Annotated in this window: 17 protein-coding genes; 11 read left to right on the top strand and 6 right to left on the bottom strand. The window is 61.7% G+C overall.

The window, feature by feature from the left end:
• The 4 genes from rpoC to L5849_RS08045 all read left to right on the top strand — a co-directional run bounded on the left by rpoC (position 1) and on the right by L5849_RS08045 (position 9,590).
• Positions 1-4,329, top strand: a complete 4,329-nt coding sequence (rpoC, locus tag L5849_RS08060) for a DNA-directed RNA polymerase subunit beta' (RefSeq protein ID WP_236925162.1) — start codon at positions 1-3, stop codon at positions 4,327-4,329.
• Between the two features lie 217 nt (positions 4,330-4,546).
• A complete protein-coding gene (locus L5849_RS08055) occupies positions 4,547-6,895 on the top strand; it encodes a bifunctional diguanylate cyclase/phosphodiesterase (RefSeq protein WP_236925161.1) in 2,349 nt (782 codons plus the stop codon).
• Positions 6,896-6,935: 40 nt separating this feature from the next.
• A complete protein-coding gene (gene gltX / locus L5849_RS08050; protein ID WP_236925160.1) occupies positions 6,936-8,285 on the top strand; it encodes a glutamate--tRNA ligase in 1,350 nt (449 codons plus the stop codon).
• A 12-nt stretch (positions 8,286-8,297) separates the two neighbouring features.
• Positions 8,298-9,590: an NADH:flavin oxidoreductase/NADH oxidase family protein gene (locus tag L5849_RS08045; RefSeq protein WP_236925159.1), complete on the top strand. Its 1,293-nt coding sequence runs from the start codon at positions 8,298-8,300 to the stop codon at positions 9,588-9,590.
• On the opposite strand, the gene pyk is transcribed toward L5849_RS08045, so the two are convergent.
• Positions 9,587-11,053, bottom strand: a complete 1,467-nt coding sequence (pyk, locus tag L5849_RS08040; protein ID WP_236925158.1) for a pyruvate kinase — start codon at positions 11,051-11,053, stop codon at positions 9,587-9,589. The genes L5849_RS08045 and pyk overlap by 4 nt on opposite strands.
• A gap of 49 nt (positions 11,054-11,102) precedes the next feature.
• Here pyk and L5849_RS08035 point away from each other — a divergent pair, with 49 nt between their 5' ends.
• Together L5849_RS08035 and L5849_RS08030 are read left to right on the top strand one after the other, a co-directional pair.
• On the top strand, positions 11,103-11,423 hold the full coding sequence (locus L5849_RS08035; protein WP_236925157.1) for a DUF1244 domain-containing protein: 321 nt from the start codon (positions 11,103-11,105) through the stop codon (positions 11,421-11,423).
• 101 nt (positions 11,424-11,524) lie between these two features.
• Positions 11,525-11,761 carry a DUF2312 domain-containing protein gene (locus tag L5849_RS08030; protein ID WP_236925156.1) on the top strand — a complete coding sequence of 79 codons (237 nt, stop codon included), beginning with the start codon at positions 11,525-11,527 and terminating at the stop codon, positions 11,759-11,761.
• A gap of 6 nt (positions 11,762-11,767) precedes the next feature.
• Here L5849_RS08030 and L5849_RS08025 read toward each other — a convergent pair whose 3' ends face one another.
• Positions 11,768-12,463, bottom strand: a complete 696-nt coding sequence (locus L5849_RS08025; RefSeq protein ID WP_236925155.1) for a hypothetical protein — start codon at positions 12,461-12,463, stop codon at positions 11,768-11,770.
• Between the two features lie 41 nt (positions 12,464-12,504).
• Here L5849_RS08025 and L5849_RS08020 point away from each other — a divergent pair, with 41 nt between their 5' ends.
• Positions 12,505-12,822 (top strand): heavy metal-binding domain-containing protein, encoded by a 318-nt coding sequence (locus tag L5849_RS08020; protein ID WP_115417702.1) that lies wholly within the window; start codon positions 12,505-12,507, stop codon positions 12,820-12,822.
• A gap of 1 nt (position 12,823) precedes the next feature.
• Here L5849_RS08020 and L5849_RS08015 read toward each other — a convergent pair whose 3' ends face one another.
• Positions 12,824-13,606, bottom strand: a complete 783-nt coding sequence (locus L5849_RS08015; protein ID WP_115415252.1) for a type II CAAX prenyl endopeptidase Rce1 family protein — start codon at positions 13,604-13,606, stop codon at positions 12,824-12,826.
• A gap of 71 nt (positions 13,607-13,677) precedes the next feature.
• Here L5849_RS08015 and L5849_RS08010 point away from each other — a divergent pair, with 71 nt between their 5' ends.
• Positions 13,678-14,424: a YebC/PmpR family DNA-binding transcriptional regulator gene (locus tag L5849_RS08010; RefSeq protein ID WP_115415251.1), complete on the top strand. Its 747-nt coding sequence runs from the start codon at positions 13,678-13,680 to the stop codon at positions 14,422-14,424.
• A 123-nt stretch (positions 14,425-14,547) separates the two neighbouring features.
• On the top strand, positions 14,548-15,021 hold the full coding sequence (gene ruvC / locus L5849_RS08005) for a crossover junction endodeoxyribonuclease RuvC (protein WP_236925154.1): 474 nt from the start codon (positions 14,548-14,550) through the stop codon (positions 15,019-15,021).
• A 57-nt stretch (positions 15,022-15,078) separates the two neighbouring features.
• On the opposite strand, the gene L5849_RS08000 is transcribed toward ruvC, so the two are convergent.
• On the bottom strand, positions 15,079-15,189 hold the full coding sequence (locus tag L5849_RS08000; RefSeq protein ID WP_236925153.1) for a recombination protein F: 111 nt from the start codon (positions 15,187-15,189) through the stop codon (positions 15,079-15,081).
• Positions 15,190-15,248: 59 nt separating this feature from the next.
• A complete protein-coding gene (locus tag L5849_RS07995; RefSeq protein ID WP_236925152.1) occupies positions 15,249-15,359 on the bottom strand; it encodes an enoyl-CoA hydratase in 111 nt (36 codons plus the stop codon).
• Positions 15,360-15,733: 374 nt separating this feature from the next.
• On the opposite strand from L5849_RS07995, the gene L5849_RS07990 reads away from it, so the two are divergent.
• Together L5849_RS07990 and L5849_RS07985 are read left to right on the top strand one after the other, a co-directional pair.
• Positions 15,734-16,081: an ArsC family reductase gene (locus L5849_RS07990; protein ID WP_236925151.1), complete on the top strand. Its 348-nt coding sequence runs from the start codon at positions 15,734-15,736 to the stop codon at positions 16,079-16,081.
• Entirely contained in the window at positions 16,060-17,094 is a 1,035-nt protein-coding gene (locus L5849_RS07985) for a glycerophosphodiester phosphodiesterase family protein (RefSeq protein ID WP_236925150.1), read from the top strand. Before L5849_RS07990 ends, L5849_RS07985 begins: the two co-directional genes overlap by 22 nt.
• Here L5849_RS07985 and ubiG read toward each other — a convergent pair.
• Positions 17,075-17,845 carry a bifunctional 2-polyprenyl-6-hydroxyphenol methylase/3-demethylubiquinol 3-O-methyltransferase UbiG gene (gene ubiG, locus L5849_RS07980; RefSeq protein ID WP_236925149.1) on the bottom strand — a complete coding sequence of 257 codons (771 nt, stop codon included), beginning with the start codon at positions 17,843-17,845 and terminating at the stop codon, positions 17,075-17,077. The genes L5849_RS07985 and ubiG overlap by 20 nt on opposite strands.
• Positions 17,846-17,882: the final 37 nt, after the last annotated feature.

Here is a 17,882-nt window from a genome sequence, read left to right as displayed (position 1 = left end):
ATGAACGAACTGACCAAATTCACCAACCAGCTCGCGAAGCCCGAAACCTTCGACGAGATCCAGATCGGCATCGCCAGCCCCGAGCGCATCCGCTCGTGGTCCTTCGGCGAAATCAAGAAGCCGGAAACGATCAACTACCGCACGTTCAAGCCTGAACGTGACGGCCTGTTCTGCGCGCGCATCTTCGGTCCGGTGAAGGATTACGAATGCCTGTGCGGCAAGTACAAGCGCATGAAGTATAAGGGCGTCGTCTGCGAGAAGTGCGGCGTCGAAGTGACCGTGACCAAGGTCCGCCGCGAGCGCATGGGCCATATCGAACTGGCCGCGCCGGTCGCGCATATCTGGTTCCTGAAGTCGCTGCCTTCGCGCATCGGCCTGCTGCTCGACATGCAGCTGAAGCAGCTCGAGCGCGTGCTCTACTTCGAAAGCTACATCGTCACCGAACCCGGCCTGACGCCGCTCGAGAAGTTCCAGCTCCTCACCGAAGACGAACTGCTCGAAGCACAGGACGAATATGGCGAAGACGCCTTCAGCGCCGGCATCGGCGCCGAAGCGGTCAAGATCATGCTGATGGACCTCGATCTCGAGCAGGAGAAGGAAGACCTGCTGGAAGAGCTCGCGACCACCAAGTCCAAGCTCAAGCCGGCCAAGATCATCAAGCGCCTGAAGGTCGTCGAAAGCTTCATCGAATCGGGCAATCGCCCCGAATGGATGATCCTCGAAGTCGTGCCGGTCATTCCGCCCGAGCTGCGCCCGCTGGTGCCGCTGGACGGTGGCCGTTTCGCGACTTCGGACCTCAACGACCTCTACCGCCGCGTCATCAACCGTAACAACCGTTTGAAGCGCCTAATGGAGCTGCGCGCGCCGGACATCATCGTCCGCAACGAAAAGCGCATGCTGCAGGAAGCGGTCGACGCATTGTTCGACAACGGCCGCCGTGGCCGCGTCATCACCGGCGCCAACAAGCGTCCGCTGAAGTCGCTGTCCGACATGCTCAAGGGTAAGCAGGGCCGCTTCCGTCAGAACCTGCTCGGCAAGCGCGTCGACTATTCGGGCCGTTCGGTCATCGTGACCGGTCCGGAACTCAAGCTGCACCAGTGCGGCCTGCCGAAGAAGATGGCGCTCGAACTGTTCAAGCCGTTCATCTACGCCCGCCTCGACGCCAAGGGTCTTTCGATGACCCTCAAGCAGGCGAAGAAGTGGGTCGAAAAGGAGCGCAAGGAAGTCTGGGACATCCTCGACGAAGTCATTCGCGAGCACCCGGTTCTCCTCAACCGTGCACCGACGCTTCACCGCCTCGGCATCCAGGCGTTCGAGCCGGTGCTGATCGAAGGCAAGGCGATCCAGCTTCACCCGCTGGTCTGCGCGGCCTTCAACGCCGACTTCGACGGTGACCAGATGGCCGTTCACGTGCCGCTTTCGCTGGAAGCCCAGCTCGAAGCGCGCGTGCTGATGATGTCGACCAACAACATCCTCTCGCCGGCCAACGGCAAGCCGATCATCGTACCTTCGCAGGACATGGTGCTGGGTCTCTACTACCTCTCGATGGAGCGGCAGGAAGGCAAGCCCGAGTATGTCGAGGATGCCGACGGCAATAAGGTCGAGAAGCTGCAGATGTTCAGCGACATGGCCGAAGTGCACCAGGCGCTCGAGACCAAGCAGGTCTCGCTCCACACCAAGATCCTCGCCCGCGTTCCGCAGGCGGACGAGGACGGCAACATCGTGATGAAGCGGTTCGAAACGACTGCCGGCCGCATGCTGATCGGCGAATGCCTGCCGAAGAACCACAAGGTTCCTTTCGACATCGTCAACCGCCTGCTGACGAAGAAGGACATCGCCGACGTGATCGACGAGGTCTATCGTCACACCGGCCAGAAGGACACGGTGCTGTTCGCCGACGCCATCATGGCGCTTGGCTTCCGCCACGCGTTCAAGGCCGGTATTTCCTTCGGCAAGGATGACATGATCATCCCCGAGGAAAAGGATGGCCTGGTCGATGAAACCAAGGCGCTGGTTGCCGATTACGAGCAGCAGTATCAGGACGGCCTGATCACCCAGCAGGAAAAGTACAACAAGGTCATCGACGCCTGGAGCCGCTGCGGCGACCAGGTGGCCGATGCCATGATGGAGAAGATTAAGGCCCGCCCGATCGGCAAGGACGGCGTCCAGGCCGAGATCAACTCGATCTACATGATGGCCCACTCGGGCGCGCGCGGTAGCCCTGCTCAGATGAAGCAGCTTGCCGGTATGCGCGGCCTGATGGCCAAGCCGTCGGGCGAGATCATCGAAAACCCGATCATCTCGAACTTCAAGGAAGGCCTCAACGTCCTCGAATACTTCAACTCGACCCACGGCGCCCGCAAGGGCCTGGCGGATACCGCGTTGAAGACAGCGAACTCGGGCTATCTGACACGCCGCCTGGTCGACGTGTCGCAGGACTGCACCATCGTGGTCGACGACTGTAAGACCGAAAACTCGCTCGACATGCGCGCCATCGTGCAGGGCGGTTCGGTCATCGCATCGCTCGGCGAACGTATCCTGGGCCGCACCGTGGCCGAGGACATCGTCAATGCGGCCACCGGCGAAGTCATCGCCAAGGCCGGTACGCTGCTGGACGAACCGATGATCAAGCTCATCGAGGAAGCCGAAGTCCAGGTTGCCAAGATCCGCAGCCCGCTGGTCTGCGAAGCCCGGCACGGCGTCTGCGCCACCTGCTACGGCCGTGACCTGGCGCGCGGTACGCCGGTCAATATCGGTGAAGCCGTGGGCGTCATCGCCGCGCAGTCGATCGGTGAACCCGGTACGCAGCTTACCATGCGTACCTTCCACATCGGCGGCGCCGCGCAGCTCAACGAGACCTCGCATCTCGAAGCGGTGTCTGACGGCAAGGTCGTCTATCGCGACATGCCGACCATCACCGACAAGAAGGGCCGCATCCTGTCGCTCGCGCGCAATGGCGAACTGGCGGTGATCGATGCCGAGGGCCGCGAACGCGAAATCCATAAGGTGCCTTACGGTACCGTGCTGATGCACAAGGATGGCGGCAAGGTGAAGGAAGGCGATCGTCTGGCGGAATGGGATCCGTTCAGCCTGCCGATCATCACCGAAACCTCGGGCGTGGTGAAGTTCCAGGACCTCATCGATGGCACGACCATGGAAGAGCGCGTCGACGATGCCACGGGTATCGCCCAGCGTGTGGTTACCGAAACCAAGACCACCGGCCGCAAGAAGAACGAGGATCTGCGTCCGCGCCTGACCCTGTTCAACGATGCGGGAGACGAGAGCGAGGCCGCGCGTTACATGCTGGCGCCGGGCACCGCGCTTTCGGTCGAGGACGGGGCCGAGGTCCAGGCGGGCGACATTCTGGCTCGCGCCAGCCGCGAAGCTGCCAAAACCCGCGACATCACCGGCGGTCTGCCGCGGGTTGCCGAACTGTTCGAGGCACGTCTTCCGAAGGACAATTCGGTCATCGCCAAGATTTCGGGCAAGATCGAATTCGTTCGCGAATACAAGGCGAAGCGCAAGATTGCGATCGTGCCGGAGGAAGGTGATGCAGTCGAGTACCTGATCCCCAAGACCAAGGTGATCGACGTGCAGGAAGGCGACTTCGTGAAGAAGGGTGACACCCTGATTTCCGGTTCGCCCAATCCGCACGACATCCTCGAGGTTCTGGGCGTCGAGGCGCTGGCCGAATATCTCGTCAACGAAATCCAGGAAGTCTACCGACTGCAGGGTGTGAAGATCAATGACAAGCACATTGAAGTGATTGTTCGCCAGATGCTGCAGAAGGTCGAGATCACCGACGGTGGCGACACCGTGCTGCTGCCGGGCGAACAGGTCGATCTGGAAGAGCTGAACGAAACCAACTCCAAGCTGGGCCGGAACAAGCAGCCCGCAGTCGGCACGCCGATCCTGCTGGGCATCACCAAGGCCAGCCTGCAAACGCGTTCGTTCATCTCCGCCGCATCGTTCCAGGAAACCACGCGCGTGCTTACGCAGGCCGCGGTCGAAGGGAAGAAGGACACGCTGGTCGGCCTGAAGGAAAACGTGATCGTGGGCCGTCTCATCCCGGCGGGCACCGGCGCGGGCATGAACCGCATGCGTATCACCGCCTCGAGCCGCGATGCCGCCCTGCGCGCCCAGTGGAAGAAAACACAGGAGGCGATCATCGCCGCCAACACTGCAGAGGAAGAGCATGAGGCGGAACTCGCCCAGGGCCCCGAAGCGGCAATCGGAGACGATCCGCTGGCGAGCGTCGAAGGCCAAACGCACGGCACCGATGCCGATGCTGGCGATTACCTCAACGAGGACGCCAAGGACGGCGAATAAGCCGACCGTGCCAGCATGAGGCTGAAAATTGGAAGGCCCCGGTGGAGCGATCCACCGGGGCCTTTCGCATGATACGTCAAGCGTGGGTGTTCATCCAACCTGGGATAGGGAGCCATTCGACCGAACGACGTGTACTGACGATGACTTTCCTGTAACTAGACAAAGCATTGACGAAATATGACGGGAATGCGACAAATCGCAGTGGTCCGGGGGAATTATGGGCGAACCGAACGGATTGAAATCTCCGATCGATGCCAACGAGTTGGAAAAGCTTAAGCTTTTCTGGCGAATGCGTACCTTCAAAAGCGGCGTGACAATTACGTTGCCGCCGACTTTTGCGGCTGTTTCCATTCTCCTTTACGTATTTCTCGACGACGCGTCGCCTTCCGTGTTGTTTGGCTGGGCCTTCTTCCAGTGCGCGCTGCTCGCGGCTTTCATCTGGCTTGTTCGGGGCGTGGGGACCGAAGATTTCGATCTCGTACGGGCGCGGCGTGACTGGTGGCGGATCAGCCTGCTCCAACTGGTCAGCAGCTTGGCCTGGATGGCCATGTTTCCGTATTTGGCACTTGTGGTGCGCAATACGGAACTCGCCGTACTCACCGCGGTCGCCACGGCGATCTTCTTCGCAGTCGCGCTGGTCACGCGAGCGGCGCCGCGCTTGGCGGTGTTCCACATTGTCGGAATGTCGGTATCGTTATTGTCGGCGATGTATCTGATCGCCGGATTCGAAGGGTGGCCGACCGCCCTGCTCACTGTCATTTTCGCCAGTTCCCTCCTGCTACTGACCTTCGAAGAGGAACGGGCCTTCGCGCGATCCATCGCTGGCGAGATGAAGAGGGAGGAAGCGGAATCGACCGTCCGTCTCTTGCTCAATGACTATGAAGAGCAATCGTCAGACTGGCTGTGGACGGTCGATGCGGAGGGGAAACTGCGCGACGTGAGTGCGCGGTTCGCAGCGGCTACCGGGAGCGAAGTCGACGTTCTGGAGAACAGCGTATTCATCGATCTCTTCATGCCTTCGGAGGAACGCGACAGTCTTGCGCGGCACGTGGCGGACCGCAGCCGTTTTCGCGATCTGGTTGTCAAACTGAGAGTTGATGGAGAAACCCGTTGCTGGAAACTCTCGGCGCGGCCGCGATACGATGGCTGGATGAGCGGGGTCGCGCGAGATGTGACCAGCGATCAGTTGGTCGAAGAGCGCGTCGCCTTCATGGCGCATTACGATAATCTCACCGGCCTGGCCAACCGGTATCTCTTCAATGACCGGTTGCGCAATGCTCTGTCGACGGGCGATCGCGCTCGCAATGTGGTGCTGTTCTATCTCGATCTGGACGATTTCAAGGCGATCAACGACACGCGCGGCCATCTCGTCGGCGACCGCTTGCTGCGAGAAGTCGGAACGCGGCTCGAACAGGAGGTTCGGGGCCAGGATCTTGTCGCGCGTCTGGGAGGGGACGAGTTTGCCGTTCTGCTCGAAGCGCGCGGTGGCGCCGGTATGCTGATAGAACGTGCCCATCGCTTTCTCGCGGTCATTCGCGAGCCCTTTGAAATCGATGGTCATTTCTACCGCATTTCGGGAAGTATCGGGATTGCCAAATGCACGGATGGCAATTGCGAGGCGCAGGAACTCATGCGTTGCGCGGACCTGGCATTGTTTGCTGCGAAGGAAAAGGGGCGCGATACACTCGCACTGTACGATCAAGCGCTCGACCGCGCCGCGCGCGAGCGACGGGACATCGAAGCCGATTTGCGCGAAGTGATCGCGCGCGGCCAACTCGGGCTGCACTATCAGCCGGTCATCAATCTCGATACGGGCAAGATCGCCGGCTACGAAGCGCTTTTACGCTGGTACCACCCGCAACGCGGCATCATGACGCCATCGGAATTTCTCTACGTGGCGGAAGAAACGGGCATGATCGTTCCGATCGGGGAATGGGTCATCCGGCAGGCGCTCGCCGAAACCGCCGACTGGGACGGGAGTTTCCGCATTGCGATCAACCTTTCCCCCACCCAGATGCGCAGCCCCCACCTGGCCGAGGTCGTGGCGCAGGCGATCCACGCCCATGGCACCGATCCGGAGCGGGTGGAATTCGAGATCACCGAGCATGTTCTGTTGCAGGAAAACGGGGTTTGTACCGGCAATCTCGAGAAGCTCCGCGAACTGGGCACCAAGATCGCTCTCGACGATTTCGGCATCGGCTATTCTTCGCTCAGCTACCTGCGGCGTTTCCCGTTCGACCGGATAAAGATCGATCGCGCCTTCGTGGACGGGATCGATTCCTCGGCGGATAATCAGGCAATCGTCGCCAGCATTACCCGGCTGGCCGAGGCGCTGGGCATGGCAACCACGGCCGAAGGTATCGAAACGCGCGCGCAGCTCGATCTCTTGCGCAAACTGGGATGCGAGGAGGCGCAGGGTTATCTTATCTGCGAACCGGTCCCCGGTGAACACTTCGAGACGCCCGATGCGGTCACCGCCGCCATGCGCGGCGAGGACAGTTGCCTGCTCGATTATCGTAAATCGCGCGAGGCCGTGCTGAAACGGCGCGCCAAACGCGCCAGCTGACCTCTCGCCAAGCGGCGTACCCTCCGCTATCGGCGCGGATATGACCATCGTCACCCGTTTCGCACCTTCGCCCACAGGGCGGCTCCATGTCGGCAATATCCGCACCGCGTTGCACAATTGGATGCTGGCCAAGAAAAACGGCGGCACTTTCCTGCTGCGGATCGATGATACCGATGCCGAGCGTAGCCGCGAGGATTATATCGAGGCGATCCGCGCCGATCTGGCATGGCTGGGCATCGTGCCCGACGCCGAGGAACGTCAGTCATTGCGGCTCGCGAAATATCAAGCGGCGTTCGACGCGCTGAAACAGGCGGGCCGGGTCTACCCTTGCTATGAATCGCCGCAGGAGCTCGAGCTCAAGCGCAAGATCCGGCTGGGGCGTGGCTTGCCGCCGATCTACGATCGTGGCGCGCTGGATCTGAGCGAAGAGGAACGGGCAGCGAAAGAGGCCGCAGGAAGCGTACCCCACTGGCGCTTCAAGCTCGAACATGACCAACCGATCGCTTGGAACGACGGCGTTCGCGGTGCACAGAAATTCGATCCGGCGCAATTGTCCGATCCAGTCATCCGCCGGGCCGATGGCAGTTGGCTCTATATGCTGCCGAGCGCAGTCGACGATCTCGACATGGGCGTGACCGATGTGCTGCGCGGCGAGGATCATGTTTCCAACACCGCGGTTCAAATTCAGATGTTTACCGCGCTTATTGCTGCGCAATATCCGGCGCGCCAGATGCCTGCTTTCGCGCATGAGGCGCTGCTGGTCGGCAAGGAGGGCAAGCTGTCCAAGCGCCTCGGCTCGCTCGGCTGCGATGCCTTTCGCGAGCGGGACATAGAGCCGGCGGCTATCATTGCATTGCTGGCGCGACTCGGGACTTCATTGCCCGTCGAACCGATCGCCGATCGGGCAGTGCTGCTCGACACGTTCGACCTGTCGACCTTCGGGCGTGCTCCCGCAAAGTTCGACGAGACAGAGCTGGAGCGTATCAATGCCGCGCTGGTGCATCAGCTCGCTTTCGCCGATGTGGCAGACCGGCTGACGGACGGCATCGACGAAGCCGGCTGGCATGCGATCCGGCCGAATCTCTCGCATGTATCCGAGGCCGCCGAATGGTGGCGGCTGGTGATCGGCCCGATCGAACAGCCCGAGCTTTCGGAAGACGACCGTGCCTATCTCGAAGAAGCGGCCAGACTGCTCGAATGGGGCGACGAACCCTGGCGCGCTCTCACAGGGGCGCTGAAAGAGGCCACGGGACGAAAGGGCAAGAGCCTGTTCCTGCCCCTGCGACAGGCCTTGACGGGTATGGCCCACGGCCCCGACATGGGAGAGTTGCTGCCGCTGATCGGCGAAGAGCAGGCACGCAAGCGGCTGGAGGCAGCCGCACGGGGATAGGAAGGACTACAAATGGCCGTCACGCTCGCTTCGGAACTGCAATTGCCGTGCGGGGCGGCGCTCCCCAACCGGATAGCCAAGGCGGCGATGACCGAAGGCCTGGCGACGCCCGACGGCAAGCCCACGCCCGAACTCGAGCGGTTGTACGGGATTTGGTCCGATGGCGGCGCGGGCATGCTCTTGTCGGGCAATATTATCGTCGACAAGGACCATCTCGAGCGTCCCGGAAATGTCGTTATCGAGGCGGAACCCGATGCCGACATGAAGGCCCGGCTGGCCAGCTGGGCGGAGGCGGCCACGCGCAACGGCAATCATTTCTGGGCGCAGATCAGCCATGGTGGAAGGCAGACCCAGAAGCTGGTCAATCCGCACCCCAAATCGTCCTCCGACGTCCAGCTCGCGCTTCCCGGCGGACAGTTCGCCAAGCCAACGCCGCTGACGAAAGACGAGATCGCCGATCTCGTCCGGCGCTGGGCGATTGCCGCGAAGGCCTGTCAGGAGGCGGGTTTTACCGGCGTCCAGATCCACGGCGCGCACGGCTACCTGATTTCGCAATTCCTCTCGCCGCGCGTGAACCTGCGCACTGATAAGTACGGCGGCAGCCTGGAAAATCGTGCGCGCTTTCTGCTTGAGATCGTTGCGGCAGTGCGCACCGCCGTGGGGCCGGACTTCCCGATTTCGGTCAAGCTCAACAGCGCCGATTTCCAGCAGGGCGGCTTCGATTTCGGGGACAGCCTGCAAGTTGTTCAATGGCTCGAGACGGCCTCGGTCGATCTGATCGAGATATCGGGGGGCACTTACGAACAGCCCAAGCTGATGGGCGTCGAGGGCATGGAAGAGGAAGAAGTGCAGAATGTCGCCCCGTCGACCGCTGCGCGCGAGGCCTATTTCGTCGATTTCGCCAAGGCCATGCAGGCCGAGGTTGCAGTCCCGCTGATGGTCACCGGTGGCTTCCGCACCCGCGCCGCGATGGAGCAGGCGCTGGCCAGCGGCGCGGCGGATGTGATCGGTCTCGGCCGCCCGCTATGCGTCGATACCGATGCACCAAACGCGCTGTTTGGCGGTGCGGAGGAACTTGTCCGCTACGAAGATGATCTCGACCTGCTGCCGCCTTGGCTCCGCTTTCTGAAACGCTTCCAAATGGTGAAGGCAATCAATGGCTTTGCCGGAATCTACTGGTTCTATCAGCAGCTCTGGATGCTCGGCCATGAGAGCCGCGTTGACCGGGGATTTCCGGTGATGAAGGCCTTCCGCCTCGTCGATGCGCGCAACAAGCGCATCATGAAGGAGCGTGTCGCGCTTTAGCCCCCGTGCTTGTCCAGTTCGTCGCCGCTCACGGTGACGACGTGAAGCAGGTTGGTCGAGCCGGGCGTGCCGAAGGGGACGCCGGCCAGCGCGATAAGCTTGCTGCCCGCTTCGCTGAAGCCATGGCGCAGGGCCATGCGCTTACCCTTGGCGATCATCTCTTCGAAGCTGCCGATGTCCTTGGTCGCTACTGCATGCGCGCCCCATAACAGGCCAAGGCGGCGGGCGGTCTTCATGCTGGGGGTGAGGACCAGCATCGGCACGCTGGGCCGCTCGCGCGCGACGCGGCGGGCGGTCGAACCCGATCCCGTAAAGACGGTAATCGCGCTCACGGGAACCGTGTCGGCCACGGTCATGCAGGCATGGGCCAGCGCATCCGCCGTGGTGGAATCGGGCGGAGTATCGAGCAGGCGCACGCGTTCGAGATAGGCTTCGTCGCGTTCCACCTGATGCGTTATGCGATGCATGATGGTTACGGCCTCTTCGGGCCAGTCGCCCGCCGCCGTCTCGGCGCTCAACATTACGCAATCGGCGCCGTCATAGACCGCATTGGCGACGTCCGACACTTCGGCCCGGGTCGGCGCGGGGCTTTCGATCATGCTTTCCAGCATCTGCGTCGCAACGATCACCGGCTTGCCCTTGAGGCGCGCTTTGTTGACGATCTTTTTCTGCAGCGGGGGGACTTCCTGCGGTTCCAGCTCGACGCCGAGATCGCCGCGCGCAACCATGATACCGTCGCTCATATCGATGATCTCGTCGAGCCGGTGCACTGCCATCGGCTTTTCTATCTTGGCGCACAGCGCGCCATAGCCGCCCATCAGCTTGCGCGCTTCGGCAAGGTCTTCAGGGCGTTGGACGAAAGACAGGCCAATCCAGTCCACGCCTTGCTGAATGGCGAAGGCGAGGTCCTTGCGGTCCTTGTCGGTCAAGGCCGGGATCGGCACTTCGGCATCGGGCACGTTGACGCCCTTGCGATCGGAAATGACCCCGCCGACCTCTGCCGAGCACAGGATCTTGTCAGTGTCGGCGCTGATCACCCTAAGGCGGATCTTGCCATCGTTGATTAGCAGCCGCTGCCCTTTCTCGAGCAATCCGAACAGCTCGGGATGGGGCAGTTCGACGCGCGTGTCGTCGCCTGGTTCTGGATTGCGGTCCAGCGTGAAGTGGCCCGAATGGCGGATCACCGCTTGTCCGTCCTTGAACTTGCCTACGCGCAGCTTGGGACCCTGCAAATCGGCGAGGATCGCGATCGGGCGCATGAATTTTTTCTCGAGCGCACGGATAGCGGCGATGGTCTGACCGTGATCGGCATGTTCGCCGTGGCTCATGTTCACACGGAAGGCATCCACCCCTGCCTTGAACAGGCGGGCGAGCATTTCAGGCGAGCGGCTGGCGGGGCCGACAGTGGCGAGGATCTTGACCTTGCGGCCGCGCGGGTCGAGCTTTGGTGCGGGTTCTGCCATGGAAATCGGCTATGGCAGCGGTGTGCGACAAAGCAAGGACGATGAAACGATGACTACGAATGCAAACGACCCGCTCGACGAACTCGACGATGCCGTAGCGGCGGCGGCGTTCCGGCGCCTGGTGCGCCATCTGCGCCACCGCCACGATGCGCAGAATATCGAGCTGATGGGGCTGGCGGGTTTCTGTCGCAATTGCCTTGCCGACTGGATCCGCGAGGCAGGCTATGCGGGCGACAAAGATGCGGCGCGCGAGCTCATCCATGGAATGCCGATGGATGAATGGAAGGCAACCCGCCAGAGCCCCGCTACGGAAGAGCAGATCGCGGCGATGGAAGCCAGTCTCACGCGGAATAAGGCTGACTTGCGCTAGGGGAAATTATCGAAAAGGGCGGTTTCGCCTGCAGTCGGGCGGCGCTATCGCACTTGCCTCTCGCCTACGGGCGATTCTCACATCACCGGAGTTTGCATTTCATGGCCGAAGCCACCGACGACCGCCTGCGCCTGCTGATCGAGCGCATCGAACGCCTCGAGGAAGAGAAGAAGGGCATCGCCGACGACATCCGCGACGTCTATGCCGAGGGCAAGGCGGTCGGTTACGATACAAAACTGATGCGGCAAATTTACCGATTGAGGAAGATGGAGCCGAATGATCGTCGCGAAATGGAGACGCTTCTGGACACTTACAAAGCCGCACTCGGAATGGAATGAACTCAATTAGTCGTCTTGCAGTTTTCGACTGATCTCATCATATAATTTCAGCGTTGCTGCATCTCCAGCTCTCAGCTCCGCAAGGACTTCCTCCAATTGCCCGAGGTAGTCTTTGCGGACGCCTATAAGAGCTTCCATCGCATCGCTTGCCTGTCCAAGAAACCAATACAGCCCCTCAAGGACCGTTTCCACATCATCTTCGGACAGGATCAAATCCGCTGCTGTTTTCGGATGTGTGACCCGATTCCGGATAAGTGCCGCTTGCTGCAGAGTCTGCCAGCCCGTACCCGAGAAATTCACCAATTCCCTGGACGCCAGTCGTTGAGCGATGCGTGCAATAAAGCGGATCGAGCTAAGTACTGGAAGGAAACGACTCTGCGTCGTAATCCTTCCTTGCGCCGACACGTGAAAGAATTCCTCTTCCAGAATTGCTTTCTCTTTCGGTTCTAGGCCATAGGTCGCATTCGCCGCCTCGACGACATGCTCCCTGAATATCCAGACTTCTCCTTCGACGGCTGCAAAAGATGTGCGGACCAGGTCCCGCATGTTGGATTGTGTTTTATGCATTCTGAATCGCGCCAGAGCGGTTGCAACATCAGTAACGAGTATTTTCGTAAAGCTTTGTCCTGACATATGATTGAACTTCCCCTCTATCGCTGGTGCCGATGCCTGCGATAGAATCGTGCCGTTAGCAACTGACAAGGAACTGCCCCATGCCCAGCCCCTGGAAAGACGCCCGCGGGATCATTGTGACGACCACACCGACGATCGAGGGGCGGCCGATTCAGGATTATCTCGGCATCGTCACCGGCGAGGTGATCGTCGGGGCGAACCTGTTCCGTGATCTGTTCGCCAATATCCGCGACATCGTCGGCGGGCGTTCGGGCAGTTACGAACGCATTCTCGCCGATGCGCGCGAGCAGGCGATCCAGGAACTGCAGGCCGAATGCGGCGCGCGCGGCGGGAATGCCGTAGTCGGTATCGACCTCGATTACGAGGTGATCGGCGATACGGGCTCGATGCTGATGGTTTCCGCCAGCGGGACGGCGGTCAAGATCTGATCTAGGCTCCGCTGCTCGCGAGCAAAACCAGCGAGATGAAAGCGCCATTGTGGAGGGCATGCAGCATAATGCTTGCCCACAAGCCATAATGCACGCGCAGATAGCCGAGCATGGTGCCGGTCACGAGCTGCGGCAGTACGAGTGGCAGCGCCGTGGCCATCTGATCGGCTGGAAAGTTGAACAGATGGACAAGCGAGAAAGCCAGCGTGCTGGCCCAGAAAAACAGCGGAAAACACCGCTGGAACCATCTCATGGCCTCGCGTCGGCGTAGCAGATAAAGCGCCACCAGTGCCAGCAGCGCGCCACCCAATGTGCCTAGTGCCATGGCGGCGAGGCCGGTTTCCAGCGCATCCGCGCCGTAAGAAAAGCCAGCCGCGCTCAGCAGTAGCGTAGCGGATAGGCCGCCGCCCACGAGCGCGACCAAGGCGAGCAGATGCCCCGGTCGCCCCGATAGCCAGCCACGAAATGCGATTTCTTCTGCCAGGGGCGCCACAACCACCACCGCGAAAACGATACCTGGTCCGATGTCCATTCCGGCCAGCGCCGTTTCGGGCATGTCGACACCCGTCGCGATGACGATCCCGGCGATTGCCAGCAATCCGCTCATCACGAGCAGGTCGAGAGCGAACAGGCGCAGCACCGCGATCAGGCCTGCCACCTGTGGCAGGGGCGCACGTGTCGGCAGGACCGGACGCCGGAGGAAGCCGAGGAACCGGCTCCATTCGCCCCGCATGGTCATGGCAGGCGTCACCGCGCTCTCGCCACTTGTCGTGATTGCATCCATGCGGCTAAGGCGACCCCCAAGATTCTCTCGCGAGAATACGTCCAACCATCTCAGCTACGCAAAGCGAAACCATGGCCGGCCATTCCAAGTTCAAGAACATCATGCATCGCAAGGGCGCGCAGGACAAGAAGCGCTCGAACCTGTTTTCCAAGCTCAGCCGCGAAATCACCGTGGCCGCGAAAATGGGCATGCCCGACCCGGATATGAACCCGCGCCTGCGCCTGGCCGTCAACAACGCCAAGGCGCAGTCGATGCCGAAGGACAACATCCAGCGCGCGATCGACAAGGCGACCAGCGGCGATGACGAGAATTACGAAGAGGTCCGCTACGAAGGCTACGGCCCGGGCGGCAGCGCCATTATCGTCGAGGCGCTGACCGACAACCGCAACCGAACCGCCACTGCCGTGCGCACTGCCTTTTCGAAGAATGGCGGCAATCTCGGCACCGAAGGCTCGGTCGCGCACGGATTCGAACGCCTCGGCTTCATTTTCTACCCCGCCGATGCGGGCGACGAGGAAAAGGTCCTCGAAGCCGCGATGGAAGCGGGCGCGGACGATATCTCGTCCTCCGAAGACGGCCATGAGATCTGGACTGCTGCGGAAGATCTGCACCAGGTCGCCGGCGATCTTGAGAAGACGCTTGGCGAAGCCGAGACGGTCAAGCTCGCATGGAAGCCCAACCTCACCGTCGAAATGGACGAGAAGGGCGCCGGAACCCTGCTCAAGCTGATCGACGCGCTCGAGGATGACGACGATGTTCAGACCGTCTGGGGCAATTACGACATCTCCGACGAGGTGATGGACAAGGTCGGCGGATAGGACCTTTCGCTATGCGCTTGCGGGATTGGCTCTTGGCCTCGGTTTTGGGCGGAGCTTTCCTGCTGGCACTTGCCTGGCGGCTCGGCTTCATGATCGGCCTGCCCGAGTGGTAGGGGAACGCCCATGATCATTCTTGGCCTTGATCCCTCGCTGAGTTGCACCGGCTGGGGCGTGGTCCGGGCCGAGGGCTCGCGCATCGCGCATGTCGCCAACGGGCAGGTTCCGACCGATCCGAAGGCGCCGATGGCCGAACGGCTGGCCATGCTGCATGAGGCCTTGGCGGAGGTCATCGCCACGCATCGGCCCGATCGGGCGGCTGCCGAAGAGATCTTCGTCAACAAGAACCCGCAATCGACGCTCAAGCTCGCGCAGGCGCGGGGCGCCGTACTGGCGACATGCGGTGGAGCGGGGCTGGTGGTGAATGAACACGCCGCGCGGCTGGTCAAGAAATCGGTCGTCGGCACGGGCGGGGCGAACAAAACGCAGGTCCAGGCCATGCTCAAGATTCTGTTGCCCGGCGCAATGATTGCCGGGGCCGATGCCGCCGATGCGCTGGCGGTGGCGATTGCCGATGCGCATCTGGCGCCGAAGCGCTAGCGCAAAACACAGGGCGCGAATGGTTGAGCCATGCCCGTACGCGACTTCTGGCCTCGATCAGGCAAAAGCGGCCGGGCTCGCCGGGATGATCGCCGTCGCGAACAGCGCGGTGGAGATCGCGATCGAGAAGGCTGCGGCGTAAAGGCTGCTATTGGCGAAGGTGAACATGGCTGAGGTCCTTTCGTGCCGGGAGATGCCGAGGTGGATTCCGGCCGTTCGCGATCGAATTAAGCGAAGACTGCCGGGCTGGCGGGAACGATGGCGGTTGCGAACAGCACTGCCGAAACCGTGATGGCGAAAGCGGCGGCGAAGAGGTTCTGGTTGGTCGAGGCGAACATGGTGCATTTCCTTCCGTCTTATGTGCCGGCGAGATTGTCTTGCCGGATGCCAGAAGGATAGCAGGAGCCGTGCCAAATCCGGGAAACCGCAGAAAACGGGGAATTCCTTGCCAATGGGGCAGCTTGCCATGGAGGTGAAATCCCCAAGGTTGGGAGAAAATCCCAACTGGTGGGATCGATGTTTGCCGGGGGCGTCAATTGTCCGTCCCGTTTCGTGTCATTCCGCCCTGTCCCGCCGCGATCCAACAAGTTAATGACACGCGCATGCGGCGGCGATTCCTTGCTTCAGAGCCTTGGACTTGCGGCCCTTTCGACCCCGGCGCTTTTTCCGCCCGGGTCGCCTGCCCGGTGTTTCAAACTTCAGGACAAGCAACTTGACCATCCATATCTTCGGCATCCCCAATTGCGATACCGTCAAGAAGGCGCGCAGATGGCTCGACGCGCGCGAGCTCGACTATGTCTTTCACGACTACAAGAAGGAAGGTGCCGATTCCGCGAGGCTCGCCGAATGGATCGAGGCCGAGGGTGTCGATACCGTGCTCAACCGCCGCGGCACAACCTGGCGCGGGCTGCCGGAGGAGGAGAAGGCCGATGTCGATGCGGCCAAGGCCGTCAAATTGCTGAAAGATAACCCTTCCATGATCAAACGACCCGTCGTCGAACATGACGGCACCCTGCTGGTCGGTTTCAAGGAAGACGAATGGTCCGCGCACTTCTCCTGATCCTCGCGGCGCTGGCCGCACCATCGGCGGCAGCGGCGACGGCGCAGGACTTCATAGTCATCGCACATCGCGGTGCCAGCGGCGAACGGCCCGAGCATACGCTGGCGGCCTATGAGCGCGCGATCGATCAGGGGGCGGATTACATCGAGCCCGATCTGGTGGCCACGAAGGACATGCAGCTCGTCGCCCGGCACGAAACCGAGATTGGCGAAACGACCGATGTTGCGAGCCGCGAGGAGTTTGCCGATCGCAAGCGCTCGAAGACGATAGAGGGGCGGCTGGTCACTGGATGGTTCGCCGAGGACTTCACGCTCGCCGAATTGCGCAGCCTGCGCGTGCGCGAGCGGCTGCCGGGCCTGCGCCCCGCCAATGCGCGTTTCGATGGTCTCTACCAGATACCTACTTTTGAGGAGATCGTCGCACTGGTACGGGCAAAAGAGGCCGAGACCGGCAGGCGGATCGGCATTTACCCGGAATTGAAGCACCCGACCTGGCTGTTGCAAGAGGCAGGAATCGATACGGTCGATCTGCTCGCCACCGCCCTGCGCAAGGCCGATCTCGACGAAGCGGACGATCTGGTCTTCGTGCAAGTCTTCGAGGTCGGGCCGCTCAAGCGGTTGAATGCGCTTGTCGAAACCCCGCTTGTGCTGCTGATTTCATCCCAAGGCGGCCCCTATGACGAACCCGCGACGAGCTGGGCTGATATACTGACCCCTTCGGGTCTTGCCCAGGTGGCGGGCTATGCCGATGGAATTGGTCCGCATCTCGGCCATGTTCTGTCAGCCGATGGCACTCCGACCGGCCTTGTCGGTGACGCGCATGGGGTGGGTCTAAAGGTTCATCCCTGGACGCTGCGCAAGGAGAACGCCTTCCTGCCGCCCGCCCTACGCCGTGGGGCTGGGCAGGGCGCGGCCGGCGATCTGGGCACGCTCGCGCGCATGGTGCGCGCCTCGGGCGCAGATGGCGTATTTACCGACGATCCCGCGCTGGTGCTCAGCGCGCTCGGGCGGTGACGATATAGTTCAGCGATAGATCGCCGGACAGGTGCAGGCCCTTGGTAGGCGAAAAGCCGATGCCTTTCGGATCACCCATTTCGAGCCCGGTTTCGTCGAGCAGTTCGCCCAGTTCTTCGGGCGTGATGAAATCGTCCCAGTGATGCGTGCCCTTGGGAATCAGTCCGATGCCTTCGGCGGCGCCGATCATCAGCAGACGCGACTGCGGCGTGCGGTTGGGAGTGGAAAGGACCATAAGCCCGCCGGGCGCCAGCTTTTCCGCGAGCGCAGCGACGAAGGCCCGTTTGTCGGCGACATGCTCGATCACTTCCATCGCGGTGACGAGATCGAAGGTGCCGATGTCGAGGCCGCCGATCTCGCCCGCGATATAGCGGATATCGAGCCCCGCGCCTTCCGCATGAAGCGCGGCGGCCGCGACATTCTCCGGTGCGGCATCGACCCCTGTCATCTCAGCCCCCAGCCGTGTGAGTGGTTCGCATAGCAGGCCCGCACCGCAGCCGACATCGAGCGCGCTCTTTCCGGCAAGCGGGTTGCGCGCCTCGATATCGCCCGCCCAATGCAGGTCGATCGCTTCGCGCAGGAACTTGAGACGCACCGGGTTGAGCCGGTGGAGCATGGCGGACGAGCCCTTCGGGTCCCACCAGTCCTTGGCCAGCCTGCCGAAATGCGCGGCCTCGTCGGGCCGGATCGTTGGGCCGGAATTTGTGCTGGCCGAAGTATTGCTACTCGGCTGCGTGGTTGCATCGCTCATGCGCTCTGGCTAGCAGCCGTATCCCGGTAATTCCAGC

The organism is Erythrobacter sp. SN021, from assembly GCF_021864455.1.
This window is presented reverse-complemented; position numbering and strand designations above follow the sequence as displayed.